The sequence below is a fragment of the Streptomyces geranii genome, assembly GCF_002954775.1.
Lineage (GTDB): Bacteria > Actinomycetota > Actinomycetes > Streptomycetales > Streptomycetaceae > Streptomyces > Streptomyces geranii.
This window is the reverse complement of record NZ_PJME01000012.1, coordinates 125,045-138,056: the sequence shown is the minus strand read 5'-3', so window position 1 is coordinate 138,056 and position 13,012 is coordinate 125,045. Positions and strand designations below refer to the sequence as shown.

Below are 13,012 nucleotides of genomic sequence, written 5' to 3'. Positions count from 1 at the left end.
GTCGTCACGCTGGGGGCTGCTGCCCGTTCCCGCGTCCGCCGGTGTCCCGGGCCAGGGAACTCGGCCACCACACCCGGGGCCCGGAGTCGATCACGAGGGCGGGTACCAGCAGTGAGCGGACGACGAGCGTGTCGAGCAGGACGCCGAACGCCACGATGAACGCGATCTGCACCAGGAAGGCGAGCGGGATCACTGTCAGGGCCGCGAAGGTCGCGGCGAGGACCACGCCGGCCGAGGTGATCACGCCGCCGGTCGTGGTGAGTCCGCGCAGCACGCCCTGCCGTGTGCCGTGGGAGAGTGACTCCTCCCGTACCCGGGACATCAGGAAGATGTTGTAGTCGACGCCGAGGGCCACCAGGAACACGAACCCGTACAGCGGCACCGAGGCATCCGTGCCGCTGAAGCCGAGAAGGTGCTGGAAGACGAGCGCCGACACGCCGAGCGTCGCCAGGAAGTTGAGCGCGACGGTGGCCACCAGCAGCACGGGGACCAGGAACGAGCGCAGCAGCATCATCAGAATGAGCAGGATGATGCCGAGCACGACGGGCACGATGACGGTGCGGTCGTGGGCGGCGGTCCGCTGGGTGTCGTACAGCTGTGCCGTGTACCCGCCGACCAGCGCGTCGGCCCCGGCCACGGCGTGCAGGTTCGCGCGCAGCCGTGTGACGGTCCGCTTGGCCGCTTCGCTGTCCGCCGGGGCCTGGAGAGTGGCGTCGATCCGGACGCGGCCGTCCACGACGAGCGGTTCGGCGGAGTCCGGCCGTCCCGTGGCGGATACGGTGTCGGCCGACGCCACGCCCTGGGTGCGCCTGGCCGTGGCGGTCACCTGAGCGGCGCGGTCGGCGTCGGCGATGATGACGGCGGGGTTGCCGGATCCGCCCGGGAAGTGCTTGCCGAGGGTCTCCTGGGCGGTGACCGAGTCGGCCCGGCCCACGAAGATCTCGTCGAGCGGTACCCCCTTGGCGGACAGGGAGGGTGAGAAGGCCGCGAGGGCGGCCAGGGCGAGGGCGGTAACCACCCAGATCAGGCGCGGCCGTGCGTCCACGGCCGCGGCGACGCGGTTCCACACGCCGTGTCCTCGGGCCGGTGCGTCGGACGCGACGGCCGCATCCGGCGTGTCGGGTGTGCCGGACGCCTTCGGCCGGGAGGGCCAGTAGGCGGTGCGGCCCAGCAGGGCCAGTACGGCCGGCAGGAAGGTGAGCGCGCAGAGCGCGGCGCACACGATGCCGATGGCGCCGACCGGGCCGAGGGCGCGGTTGTTCGTGAGGTCGCTGGCGAGCAGGGCCAGCAGGCCGAGCGCCACGGTGGCGGCGCTCGCCGTGATCGCGCCGAAGGAACGGCGTACCGCGGCCACCGCGGCGGCGGTCCGGTCCCCGTGCACCGTGATCTCCTCACGGAAACGGGCGGCCAGCAGAAGCGCGTAGTCGGTGGCGGCGCCGATCACGAGGATCGACAGAATGCCCTGCACCTGCCCGTCCACCCTGACCACGTCCCGGTCCGCGAGCACGTAGACGACCGCGCAGGCCAGTCCGAGGGCGAGGACAGCCCCGAGGATGATCAGGAGCGGCAGCAGGACGCTGCGGTAGACGAGCAGCAGGATCAGGAGTACGGCGCCCAGCGCCACGCCCAGCAGCAGTCCGTCGATGCCCGCGAATGCGCCCGACAGGTCGGCCTGGCTCGCGGCCGGTCCCGCGATCTGTGCCGTGACGCCCGGCACGCCCCGGGCCGCCTCACGCACGGTGTCGAGGACCTCCGGGAGTTTCTCCCCGAGGTCGGACCTCAGCTGGACGACGGCCTGCAGGGCCTGTCCGTCGTCGGAGAGGACGGCGGGGGAGGGGCGTCCGACCACTGCGGGCTGTCCGGCGAGTGCGCCGACGGCGCGGGTGGCGGCGGTCTGCTGGGCCGTGCCGACCTGGTTCCCGTCTGCTGTCCAGACCACGATGGCCGGCAGTGTCTCGGACTGGTCGAACGCCTTCCGCGCCGTGAGTAGCTGGGTCGACTCGGCGCTCTGCGGCAGGAACGCGGCCTGGTCGTTGGTGGCCACCTCGCCCAGTTTCCCGGCGTAGGGACCGAGCGTGCCGCCCACGCCCAGCCAGACGAGAAGCAGGACGAGCGGTACGAGCCACCGGGCCCGGCGCGGTGTGGTTCCCATGAGCATCCTCAGACGGCGGCGGAAATGAGTCAATCATCAAGTATCTCAATGATTGAGAGAACATATACTGGGGGCATGCCCGTCAACAACTCCTCGTCGCCCCTTCCCGGAGACGACCCGACGGGACTACAGGCCTTCGCCGTACTCCTGCGCGCGATGAACGCCGAGTTCAACCGCATCGCCCACGACTTCGCGCAGGCGCAGGGCCTGCACCTCACCGACGTACTGGCCCTGATCGCGATCCTGGACGCCGACACCGACGACGGACCCATGACGCCCGGCCGGCTGCGCGAGCAACTCAGCCTCACGTCCGGCGCGGTCACCGCGTGCATCGACCGCCTGGAGAAGACGGGCCACATCCAGCGCGTCAGGGCGGTCGACGACCGGCGCGTGGTGCACCTGCACTACGCGCCGGCGGCCCGACGCGTGGCCAGCGACTACTTCCGCCCGCTGGCCCACAGCACCGCGGCGGCATGCGACCGCTTCACGACCGACGAACTGGCCGTCGTCGTCCGGTTCCTGGCCGAGATGAACCGGCAACTCACCCTCCTCAGCCGCTGAACGGCCGCTGCCGCCCGGACACCCGAGGTCTCCTGGCGGCGTCCTACCACCAGGGGCACCTCGAACGGGCCGCACGTGATCGAGGACGCCTTGTTGTCATTGGTGACATACATCCAGACGCCGGCCCTGACACCGGGCCCCAAATCGCTCGCTCCTCCGGTGCTCAGGACGCCCCACCCCAGCTGTCTGCCGCCGACGGTGCCGCTCCGCATCGCCCATGAGGCGACGGCGTGAGGATTGCTGATCGCAAGCGCTCCCGCCCCCGCCTGCGGCGACTGCGGGACACGGACCTGGCCCGCCGCCGACGAGGGGTTCCAGCCGGCGGCGCTCGCTGCGGGTGCTGCGCCGCGGGTAGCTGGAGATCATGTCGTCGGCGGTGGCGGCCTGGGCGTGACGGCGTACTGTGCGCGGTCCAGGCCGAGTTGGGCGCGGTCGACGCAACGGGCACCGGACGACGATCCGGAACCCGCGATCCCGAGACCGCAGTCCGGAAGCCTCTTCCTCGGCCTGCTGGAACGCGGGCGTCGCTCACAGCGACTACCCCGACGCAGACGCTCAGTGCTGGGCAGGCGTGTTCCCGGCCGGGGCCAGGTCGAGGGCGATGTCCACGATCATGTCCTCCTGGCCGCCCACCAGGCCCCGGCGGCCCACCTCCAGGAGCAGGGTCCGGGCGTCGACGCCGTAGCGGGCGGCGGCGATCTCGGCGTGCCGGAGGAAGGACGAGTACACGCCCGCGTAGCCGAGGGTCAGGGTCTCCCGGTCGACCTGCACTGGGCGGTCCCGCAGGGGTCGGACCAGGTCGTCGGCGGCGTCCTGGAGGGCGAACACGTCGCAGCCGTGCTCCCAGCCGTTCAGGGTCGCGACGGCGACGAACGCCTCGATCGGGCAGTTTCCCGCCCCCGCGCCCTGCCCGGCGAGGGAGGCGTCCACCCGGGTCACGCCCTCCTCCACGGCGACGACGCTGTTGGCGACCGACAGCGACAGGTTCTCGTGCGCGTGCACACCGACCTCGGTGGCCGGGTCGAGCACGTCGCGGTAGGCCCGTACGCGCTCGCGCATCCCGTCCATGGTGAGCCGGCCCCCGGAGTCGGTGACGTACACGCAGTGCGCGCCGTAGGACTCCATCAGCCTGGCCTGGGCGGCGAGTTCGGCCGCCGGGGCCAGGTGGCTCATCATCAGGAAGCCCGCGACGTCCATCCCCAGCTCGCGGGCCTTGGCGATGTGCTGCGCGGAGATGTCGGCCTCGGTGCAGTGGGTCGCCACGCGCACCGAGCGGACGCCCAGCGCGTGGGCGCGCTCCAGTTCCGTGATGGTGCCGATGCCGGGCAGGAGGAGCGTGGTGAGGACCGCCGAGCGGACGCTGTCGGCCGCGGCCTCGATCCACTCCCAGTCGGTGTGGCTGCCCGGACCGTAGTTCACCGAGCCGCCCGCGAGGCCGTCGCCGTGGGCGACCTCGATGGCGTCGACCCCCGCCGCGTCGAGCGCGGCCACGATACGGCCCACGTCGGCCGGGTCGACGCGGTGCCGGACGGCGTGCATGCCGTCCCGCAGGGTGACGTCCTGGATGTACAGCCGCCGGTCCACGCGGGCGGGCGGAGCCCCGGTGGCCGACGTCTCGCCGTTCGTCGTCGCGTTTGTCGCTCCGGTCGTCATCGGGTCGCCTCCGCGGGGGCCGTCGCGCGCTGGGCGATCGACTCGGCGACCCGCAGGGCGGCCGACGTCATGATGTCCAGGTTCCCGGCGTAGGCCGGCAGATAGTGGGCGGCGCCCTCCACTTCGAGGAACACCGACACCTGGGTGGTGACCGGGCCCGCGCCGTCCGGGACGAGGGTGTGCACGGGTTCGCCGTCGGCGACCGGGGTGAACTGCACCTCCTGCTTGAGGCGGTAGCCGGGCACGTACCGCGCGACCCGTTCGGCCATGGCCGCCACCGAGGCGCGTACGGCGTCGTGGTCGACGTCGCCGGTCAGGCAGAACACGGTGTCCCGCATGATCAGCGGCGGCTCCGCCGGGTTCAGGACGATGATCGCCTTGCCGCGCGCCGCGCCACCGACGGACTCGATGGCGTGCGAGGTGGTCTCGGTGAACTCGTCGATGTTGGCCCGGGTACCCGGGCCCGCAGACCTGGACGCGATGGAGGCCACGATCTCCGCGTAGTGGACCGGGGTGACCGCCGAGACGGCCGCGACCACGGGAATCGTGGCCTGACCGCCGCAGGTGACCATGTTGAGGTTGTCGGCCCCCTGGTCCAGGTGCTCCTCCAGGTTGACCGGCGGGACCACGAACGGTCCGATCGCGGCCGGGGTGAGGTCGATGAGCCGCTTCCCGTACGGGGCGAGCTTCGCGGCGTTCGCGAGGTGGGCCCTGGCGGAGGTCGCGTCGAAGACGATGCCGATCCCGTCGAAGTGGGGGAGCGCGATCAGGCCGTCGACGCCCTCGTGCGTGGTGGGCACGCCGAACCGCGCGGCGCGGGCGAGACCGTCGGAGTCCGGGTCGATGCCCACCATGGCGGCCATCTCCAGCGAGTCCGACAGGCGCAGCACCTTGATCATCAGATCGGTGCCGATGTTGCCCGACCCGATGATGGCGACCTTCGTCTTCGTCGTCATGCGTCTCTCTTCTCGGAGAACGTGGCGGTGACCTCGCCGAGCGAACTGATCTCGGCCCGGATCCGGGTGCCGGGCGGCGCCGGGACCATCGGGCCGAGCGCGCCCGAGAGGACGACCTGACCGGCCAGGAGGGGGTCACCGAACTCCCGTGCCGTACGGGCCAGCCAGGCGAGCGCGGCGAGCGGATCGCCGAGACAGGCGGCGCCGGTGCCCTCGGAGACCAGCACGTCGTCGGCGTACAACCGCATGGTGGTCTCGCGCGGCTCGAACTCGTCGAGGCCGAGGCGGCGCCCGGCCAGGACGAACAGCCCGCTGGAGGCGTTGTCCGCGACCGTGTCCGTGAGCCGGATGTCCCAGTCGGCGATACGGCTGTCCACGATCTCCAGCGCCGCGACCGCGTAGTCCACCGCGGACCGCACGCGTGCCGTGTGCAGCTCGCCGTCGGCCAGGTCCTCCTTGAGGACGAAGGCGATCTCCGCCTCGGCCTTGGGCTGGAGCAGCCGCCAGGACGGCACCTCGGCCTCCGCCGAGACGTCCATGTCCGCGAAGAGCACCCCGAAGTCAGGCTGGTCCACGCCCAGTTGACGCTGGACCGCGGGCGAGGTCAGACCGATCTTCCGGCCGGTCACGACCGCCCCGCCGGCCAGTCGGCGACGCGTCAGCTCCCGCTGCACGGCGTAGGCGGCGGCGAGGTCGTGCTCGCCGATCAGCTCCCGTACGGGTGCCACGGGGCGGCCCTCGTCGAGGGCGGCGGTGAGCCGGGCGGCGGCCCGTTCCACCGCGTCCGCGCCAGGTGACGTGGGTGTCATGCCGGTCACCGCCCCTGCGCCGTCGCGACGGCGAACCCGGCGATCCACGCGGGCACGGCCTCGTAGAACCGCGAGTTCATGGCGTACGGGCCGGTCGCCGCGAGCGAGGCGAACGCCGCGATCCAGGCGCGCACCTCGTGGGCCGAGCCGCCGCCCTCCTTCGCCATCCCCTCCACCGTCCAGGAGTCGAACTCCGTGAGCTCGCCGTGTTCGAGGTGGTCGAGGAGCCGGTTGTCCCAGTCGGGGTTGATCGGGATCATCGCGGTCGACCCGGCGGCGTAGTCACGGCCGGCCTGGAGCACCCGCTGCTCGCCCCTGGCCCGCTGCTCGGGTGTCGGCGGGCGGCCCTCGACGAGCGCGTCGGCCACCCGTGGCGGCGCGCCCTCCAGGACCGGGACGGGCGGGTCGTGCGAGAGACCGCCCGAGGCGAGGAACAGCACCCGTCGGCCGAGCCCGGCGGCGGCCTCGCCCACCGCCGTTCCCAGGGCCCTGATCCGGCTCACCGGGCACAGCGGGGTGGCCACCCCGTTGACGAAGACGGGCACGACGGGCACCCGGTCGATGCCGCCGAAGAGCACCTCCAGCGGCTGGGCGAACCCGTGGTCGACGGTCATCCGGGCGGAGACGGTGAGGTCGACGCCACGGTCGAGGACACCCCGCGCCAGGGACTTCGCCGCGTCGGTGTCGACCGACAGCGGGCCCGCCGGGGAGCCGAAGTCCCCGACCGCCCGCGCCTCGGTCGCCAGGCAGAACGGTGGCATCTCCCGGTAGAAGAAGCCGTTGTAGTGGTCGGGCGCGTACAGCACCACGAGATCCGGGCCGAAGTCGCGGACGAAGTCCCGGGCGTCCGCCACGGCCCGGTCGACCCGGGCCAGGACGTCCGGCTCCGGGTCGTTCCGGCCGATGAGCGGCGAGTGGGACAGCCCGACGGCTGCTGCGGTCATGGGGACGGGGTTCCTTACTGGCGGGTGGCCGGCGGGTGGATGACGAGCTTTCCGGTCAGCTCGCCGTCGATCATGAGCTGGAAGCCCTTGTGGATCTCCGCGAGCGGCAGGGTCCGGTCGATCACCGGCCGTACGCCGGTGGCGTCGAGCATGCGCAGCATCGACACCAGTTCGGCGCGGGTGCCGCCGGTGGAGCCGAGGACGCGCTGCTGGAGGTAGAAGATCCGGCCCAGGTCGGCGGGCGGGTTGGCGCCGCTGGTGGCACCGGCGATCACGACCGAGCCACCCGGCCGCAGCGACTTCAGGGAGTGCGACCAGGTCGCCTCCCCGACGGTCTCGATGACGACGTCGACCCGCTCGGGCAGCCGCTCACCGGTGGGCACCGCCGCCCGCACGCCCCACGTGAGGGCCTCGACGCGCTTCGCCTTGCTCCGGCTGGTGGTGTACACGACGGCCCCGGCGGCCACGGCCAGCCTGATCGCGGCCGAGGCCACCCCGCCGCCCGCGCCCTGCACCAGCACGCGGTCGCCCGCCCTGATCCGGGCCTGCGTGAACAGCATCCGGTAGGCCGTGGTCCAGGCGACGGGCAGACAGGCCGCCTCGTCGAAGGACAGCCACTGCGGCTTCGGCACCAGGTTGCGGGTCGGTACGAGGAGGTACTCCGCGAAGGAGCCGTCGTGCCGCTCGGACAGGAGCGCGCGGTCCGGGTCCAGCGTCTCGTCGCCGTGGCCGGCGTCCGGGTCGCCGAGCACCGGGTGGACGATGACCTCGTTGCCGTGGTCGTCGTACCCGGACGCGTCGCAGCCGAGCACGATCGGGAGGCGTTCCGGCGGATGGCCGACGCCCCGCAGGGTCCACAGGTCGTGCATGTTGAGGGAGGAGGCCACGACCCGGACCCGGGACCATCCGGGCCTCGGCGTGGGTTCCGGGACGTCGCGCAGCACCAGCCCCGACAGCGGGTCGGCGGCGCTCTGGGAAACAGCGGTTGCGGCAAGCACGTACTCACGTTCGCTCCGACCCGGCACGGGCCATAGCCGGTGTGCCGCTGTGCAGCACACCCCGTCCGAGGGTGCGAAGCGCCCCTCGACCAGCCGCGACGCGCCCCCCTGCCGGGCCGGTCCTGGACGTACGGACAGCCCGACGACCCGACCGGCTCGGAGCGCGGGTCGGGCCGTCGGGCGGCGGCTTTCAGTGGGGCATGTCGTCCAGGGCGGTGGACAGACCGGCGATGGCCGGCGGCTCCGCCGCGAACAGCACGACGCTGCCGCCGGGCAGGTCCGCCTCCGTGATCCGGCGGAACCCGCCCTGCTCAAGGGCGAGTTGGGCGGCGGTGTCGTCCTCGTCCGGCGCGGCGATCACCCGGCGGCAGCGCGGGGCCAGGGTGAACAGGGCGGGCACGAGGTCGCGCAGCAGACGGGCGGCCGGATCGGGTCCGGCCCCGGCCTCGTCGGGGCTCGGCAGGACGAGGCCGATCGCGAGATCGTGGGCACCGTACGGATAGCAGGCCCGCAGCGGATGGTCGGGTACGCGGTGGAGTTCCAGGAACAGTTCCGGGCCACCGCCGGCGGCCCGCACCGCGTAGGTCCGGGCGGGCCGACGGGGCAGTCCGGCGGATGGTCCGGCGAGGGCGCGCAGCACCCACCGGGCGCCGAGCCGGGGTTCGCCGAGCGCCGGCGGGGCGTCGGGAGGGGTGGCCACGGCGGGCTCACACCGCCTTGACGGGCTGGTGCGACTCCACCCAGCGGCGCAGCTCCGCCTTGAGCAGTTTGCCGCTGGGGTTGCGCGGCAACTGCTCGGCCACCATCACCTGGGTGGGCAGTTTGTAGCGGGCCAGGTGGTTGCCCGCGAACGCGCGGACCTCCTCCAGGGTGGGCGGCGTGCCGGGCTCGCAGGTCAGGACGGCGAGGACGCTCTCGCCCCACTGGGGATCCGGCACGCCGATGACGGCGGCCTCCAGGACGCCGGGGCAGGCGGCCAGGACGCGTTCCACCTCGGCGGGATAGATGTTCTCCCCGCCACTGATGATCATGTCCTTGAGACGGTCGACGATGTAGTAGAGCCCGTCCCCGTCCCGGTGGGCGATGTCGCCGCTGTGGAACCAGCCGGCCTCGTCGAAGGCCGCGCGGGTGGCGTCGGGGTTGTTCCAGTAGCCGGCGGTGACGTTCGGGCCGCGCACGCAGATCTCGCCGCGTGTGTCCGCCTCCTGGATCCGCGCGCCGGTGACGGGGTCGGTGAGGCAGACCTCCGTGTAGGGCATGGGGGCGCCCGCCGATCCCGCCTTCTCCAGCGTCAGCCCGGCCGGCAGATAGGTCGCGAAGGGGGCCGTCTCGGTCAGTCCCCACGCCTGCTGGAGCAGGATGCCCCACTCGCCGTAGTCCCTGATCAGCTGCGGCGGCACGGGAGCCGCGGCGACGATCGCGGACCGCAGGGCGCCCAGGTCGGCCTCCGCGAAGCCGGGCACGCGGGTGAGCGCGGCGAACATGGCGGGCACCGCGAAGAAGGTGGACACCCGGTGCCGGACCAGGTCCTCCAGGCACTGGACGGGGTCGAAGCCACGGCGCAGGACGACGGTGCCGCCGCGCAACAGGGTGCGCAGGGTGAGGGCGTTGAGACCGCCGATGTGGAACAGCGGGGCCACGGCGAGGTTCACGTCGTCGGCACGGGTGTCGACGACGCTGTCCACGTTGACCGCGTTCCACCACAGGTTGCCGTGGGTGAGCATGACGCCCTTGGGTCGGCCCGTGGTGCCGGAGGTGTACATGAGCATCGCGAGGTCGTCGTCGCGCAGCGCCACCGGCTCCCGGGGGGTCCGGCCGGAACCGTACAGCGACGACAGCGGCGTCCAGACGGCGGCCGGGGCGGCCGTCGCGGGACACACGGGGTCGGTGTCGGCCAGGAGGTGCCGGCGTGCCGGCACCTCGGTCACGATCGACTCGACCAGTTCGCGGTGGCCCTCCTCGACGACGAGGGTGTGGGCGCCGCTGTCGTTGAGGAGGTGGCGGACCTCGTCGGCCGCGAGCCGGAAGTTGACGGGAACGAAGACCGCCCCGAGGTACGCCGCCGCGAACATCGTCTCCAGGAACGTGACGCTGTTGAAGCCGACGTAGGCGATCCGGTCCCCCCGGCGCAGCCCGTTCTCGGCCAGGCCGGCGGCCAACTCGGCCGCGGTGTCCGCGAGTCGGGCGGCGGAGATCTCGTGGCCCTCGTACACGAGGGCCGTGGCGGGCGACTGGGCTCTGCGACGCAGGGCGGCGGCGGGGCTGATGTCGACGGCGGCCATGGCGTCGGCTCCTTCGGTGACTGTCGGGGGTGGGGAGGGGGCAGGGGGAGGGGCGGGGGGTCAGAGAGCGGCGCCGCCGGCGGGGGTGCGGAAGCCACGGACGGCGATGCCGCCGTCCGCGGGGATCACGGCACCCGTGACGGTGGAACTGTTGGCGCGGGAGGCGAGCAGCACGTAGGGCCCGGTGAAGTCCTCGGGCTCGACGCTGGAGTCGTACAGGGGGATGAGGGGCGGCTGTTTCTCGCCGGAGGCCTCGTTCTTCGCGAAGGAGGCCTCCAGCGTGCGTTCCCGCAGCCCCAGGCTCTCGGGGCCGCGCAGCTTGGTGCGCATACCGCCGACGGCGACGCCGTTGACGCGGACCTTGGGCGCCAGCTCGTAGGCGAACTGGCGGAGCAGGCCGAGACAGGCGTGCTTGCTCGCGGTGTACAGGGAGCCGCCGCCGTCGGTGTGCAGGGACGCGTTGGACAGGGTCATGACGATGTTGCCGCGGGTCGCGACCAGTTCGCGCCAGGCGGCCTCCACGGCGAGGACGTAGCCCTTGACGTTGATGTCGAAGATCTCGTCGAAGGCCTCCGACAGCTCCTTGCCGGTCAGCCGGGTGACACTGCGGTGGTAGTCCCAGATTCCGGCGTTCGGGACGAGGACGTCCAGCCTGCCGAACCGTTCGACGGTGGCCTCCACCGCCCGGTGCAGATCCTCGGGCCTGCGCACGTCGCCGGGGACGGGCAGCACGCGGTCGCCCAGCTCGCCCGCGGCACTCACCACCTGCTCCAGCTGCCCGGCGTCGCGGCCGACGACGGTGACGCTCGCGCCCTCGGCCAGGTAGCGCAGGGCGACGGCCCGGCCGATGCCCGAACCGCCGCCGGTGATCAGGGCGACCTCGCCCGCCAGCCAGCCCATGGGTCAGTGCTCCTTGAGGAAGTCGGTCACCAGACGCTCGAACTCGGCCTGCCGTTCCAGCTGCACCCAGTGGCCGCAGCCGCCGAAGACGTGCAGCTGTACGTCGCGGATCTGTTTGAGCATGAGCTGCGCCCCGTCGAGGGTGATGGTGCGGTCGTCACGGCCCCAGAGCAAGAGGGTCGGCGCCTCGATCTCGTGGACGCGCTGCCAGAGCGGGTCCATGCCGTGCCGCTTGGCGAAGGCCGCGTTGTAACGGTGGTAGAAGGCGATGTGGGACTCGTCGAGGGACGCCTCGTAGCGGGCCTGCGCGGTGTCCGCCCAGCGCCTGGGCTCGGCGGTCATCACCCCGATGAAGTCCCGCATCTTCCGCAGGGTCGGACCCTCGCCGTTGTAGTAGCGGAACATCGCCTTCTGGCCCTCGGTCGGGGTGGGCCCGAAGGGCAGCCAGCCGCCGCCGGGCGCCATCAGCACCAGCCTCTCGACCCGCTCGGGAGCGGCGAGCGCGGTGGCGAGGGCGGCGGCGCCGCCGAGGCTGTTGCCGAGCAGGTGGAAACGGTCGACGCCGAGGCCGTCCAGGGTCTGCAGCAGGGCGTCCACGGTGATCTCGGTGATGCTGCGTGCGTCCAGGTCGGCCTCGGTGGGACGGTAACTGCCGCCGAAACCGGGCTGGTCGGGCAGGACGACCCGGAAGTGGCGGGTGAGCGCGGGCAGGTTCTGGTGGTAGTTGGCCACGGCGCTCGCGCCCGGGCCGCCGCCGTGCAGCATCACCAGCGCCGGCCCCTCACCGGCCTCGCTGACCGTCACGGGTCCGAGCGTGGTCCGCACGGTGTGCTCGACGAGCTTGGGCTCTTCCGCCCGGGCTGTGGTCACGAGAGGTCTCCGGTCACAGGAAGGTGCTGATGTTCTTGGCGAGCAGGACGTTCTGGTCGAGCAGGATCGTGCGGCGGGCGATCAGGAGCATTCCGTCCGGGTCGCGGCGCAGTACGTCGGTACGGCAGCCGGCGTAGAGGTCGACCTCCCGCTCCAGCCGGTTGCGGTAGCACAGGAACGCCGACTCGGCGATGTGCTCTCCCGGCTCGTCGCCCGGTGCGACCAGGACGTTGGTGATCAGGTGCCGGGTCCGCGACGGCGGGTCCTCGGCCCAGGCCATCCCGGAGTCGAAGCGGCGGATCCGCCAGGCCAGACTGGCCTTGGTCTCGTCGAAGATCCCCACCTCGCCCGGCGCCCCGTCGGCCAGGCTCTGCTGGCGCCGCAGCCGGTTGGTGCGCACCGGCGCCCAGTAGTGCAGGTCCTCGGTGAACAGTTCCAGCCAGTCGGCGTACCGGTGCTGGTCGAGCAGTCGCGCCTCGTAGGCGTACAGGCGCTGCACCTCGAAGTGGATGCGGATCTCCGAGTCGATGGACACGGGCGCGGTGTCCATGACTGCCGGCTCCGGTGGGTGGGTGGTCATCGGCTGTTCCTCCTGCAAGCCTCGGTGCCGGTATTCCAGCGCGGAGGGGGTGGTTCGGGGAGGGCGCGTGCCACAGGACGGCACGGGGGTGCCGTCACCGCGGTCGTGTCCTGCTTCGTGGTGCGGGCGACCTTGCTCGACGCGTTTCGGTAGGCCGCGCGTCGGCCGGCCCATGGGGTACGGCTCCGGGGGCGTGCGGCGGCTGAGCCGCCGTCAGCGCCATGGGTGGCGCCGAACCGCGCCGGAGCGGCGATGACCTGCTGATTCCGGCGCCTTGATCCCGCACGCCCACCTGGCGGGACGCCAC

The 13,012-nt window shown here is 72.5% G+C and carries 12 protein-coding genes; 1 reads left to right on the top strand and 11 read right to left on the bottom strand.

Translation table 11 applies throughout. The features are described 5' to 3' along the window. Positions 1 to 4 precede the first annotated feature (4 nt). On the bottom strand, positions 5 to 2,152 hold the full coding sequence (locus CW359_RS18770) for an MMPL family transporter (RefSeq protein WP_105971100.1): 2,148 nt from the start codon (positions 2,150 to 2,152) through the stop codon (positions 5 to 7). A 75-nt stretch (positions 2,153 to 2,227) separates the two neighbouring features. Here CW359_RS18770 and CW359_RS18765 point away from each other — a divergent pair, with 75 nt between their 5' ends. Further along, positions 2,228 to 2,713, top strand: coding sequence for a MarR family winged helix-turn-helix transcriptional regulator (locus tag CW359_RS18765; protein WP_105971099.1), 486 nt, complete (start codon positions 2,228 to 2,230; stop codon positions 2,711 to 2,713). 555 nt (positions 2,714 to 3,268) lie between these two features. Here CW359_RS18765 and dmpG read toward each other — a convergent pair. The 10 genes from dmpG to CW359_RS18715 form a co-directional block, all read right to left on the bottom strand. Next, positions 3,269 to 4,297 carry a 4-hydroxy-2-oxovalerate aldolase gene (dmpG, locus tag CW359_RS18760; RefSeq protein WP_105971173.1) on the bottom strand — a complete coding sequence of 343 codons (1,029 nt, stop codon included), beginning with the start codon at positions 4,295 to 4,297 and terminating at the stop codon, positions 3,269 to 3,271. A gap of 65 nt (positions 4,298 to 4,362) precedes the next feature. After that, entirely contained in the window at positions 4,363 to 5,322 is a 960-nt protein-coding gene (locus tag CW359_RS18755) for an acetaldehyde dehydrogenase (acetylating) (RefSeq protein WP_105971098.1), read from the bottom strand. Then, entirely contained in the window at positions 5,319 to 6,131 is an 813-nt protein-coding gene (locus tag CW359_RS18750; protein WP_105971172.1) for a 2-keto-4-pentenoate hydratase, read from the bottom strand. Before CW359_RS18750 ends, CW359_RS18755 begins: the two co-directional genes overlap by 4 nt. Positions 6,132 to 6,136: 5 nt before the next feature. Continuing rightward, positions 6,137 to 7,075, bottom strand: coding sequence for a 3-carboxyethylcatechol 2,3-dioxygenase (locus tag CW359_RS18745; protein ID WP_105971097.1), 939 nt, complete (start codon positions 7,073 to 7,075; stop codon positions 6,137 to 6,139). Positions 7,076 to 7,089: 14 nt separating this feature from the next. Continuing rightward, on the bottom strand, positions 7,090 to 8,073 hold the full coding sequence (locus tag CW359_RS18740) for a zinc-binding dehydrogenase (protein WP_105971171.1): 984 nt from the start codon (positions 8,071 to 8,073) through the stop codon (positions 7,090 to 7,092). Between the two features lie 190 nt (positions 8,074 to 8,263). Then, positions 8,264 to 8,773: a GNAT family N-acetyltransferase gene (locus CW359_RS18735; protein WP_105971096.1), complete on the bottom strand. Its 510-nt coding sequence runs from the start codon at positions 8,771 to 8,773 to the stop codon at positions 8,264 to 8,266. Positions 8,774 to 8,780: 7 nt separating this feature from the next. Then, positions 8,781 to 10,355: an acyl-CoA synthetase gene (locus CW359_RS18730; protein ID WP_105971095.1), complete on the bottom strand. Its 1,575-nt coding sequence runs from the start codon at positions 10,353 to 10,355 to the stop codon at positions 8,781 to 8,783. Between the two features lie 60 nt (positions 10,356 to 10,415). After that, on the bottom strand, positions 10,416 to 11,255 hold the full coding sequence (locus CW359_RS18725; protein WP_105971094.1) for an SDR family NAD(P)-dependent oxidoreductase: 840 nt from the start codon (positions 11,253 to 11,255) through the stop codon (positions 10,416 to 10,418). 3 nt (positions 11,256 to 11,258) lie between these two features. Further along, entirely contained in the window at positions 11,259 to 12,125 is an 867-nt protein-coding gene (locus CW359_RS18720; protein WP_105971093.1) for an alpha/beta fold hydrolase, read from the bottom strand. 13 nt (positions 12,126 to 12,138) lie between these two features. Continuing rightward, positions 12,139 to 12,705 carry a 3-phenylpropionate/cinnamic acid dioxygenase subunit beta gene (locus CW359_RS18715; RefSeq protein WP_105971092.1) on the bottom strand — a complete coding sequence of 189 codons (567 nt, stop codon included), beginning with the start codon at positions 12,703 to 12,705 and terminating at the stop codon, positions 12,139 to 12,141. Positions 12,706 to 13,012 lie beyond the last annotated feature (307 nt).

What these genes read in the sequence shown, in the direction of transcription:
- CW359_RS18725 (WP_105971094.1), bottom strand. Translation starts at nt 11,255, where the DNA reads ATGGGCTGGCTGGCGGGCGAGGTCGCCCTGATCACCGGCGGCGGTTCG.
- CW359_RS18770 (WP_105971100.1), bottom strand. Translation starts at nt 2,152, where the DNA reads ATGGGAACCACACCGCGCCGGGCCCGGTGGCTCGTACCGCTCGTCCTG.
- CW359_RS18745 (WP_105971097.1), bottom strand. Translation starts at nt 7,075, where the DNA reads ATGACCGCAGCAGCCGTCGGGCTGTCCCACTCGCCGCTCATCGGCCGG.
- CW359_RS18715 (WP_105971092.1), bottom strand. Translation starts at nt 12,705, where the DNA reads ATGACCACCCACCCACCGGAGCCGGCAGTCATGGACACCGCGCCCGTG.
- CW359_RS18730 (WP_105971095.1), bottom strand. Translation starts at nt 10,355, where the DNA reads ATGGCCGCCGTCGACATCAGCCCCGCCGCCGCCCTGCGTCGCAGAGCC.
- CW359_RS18765 (WP_105971099.1), top strand. Translation starts at nt 2,228, where the DNA reads ATGCCCGTCAACAACTCCTCGTCGCCCCTTCCCGGAGACGACCCGACG.
- CW359_RS18750 (WP_105971172.1), bottom strand. Translation starts at nt 6,131, where the DNA reads ATGACACCCACGTCACCTGGCGCGGACGCGGTGGAACGGGCCGCCGCC.
- CW359_RS18755 (WP_105971098.1), bottom strand. Translation starts at nt 5,322, where the DNA reads ATGACGACGAAGACGAAGGTCGCCATCATCGGGTCGGGCAACATCGGC.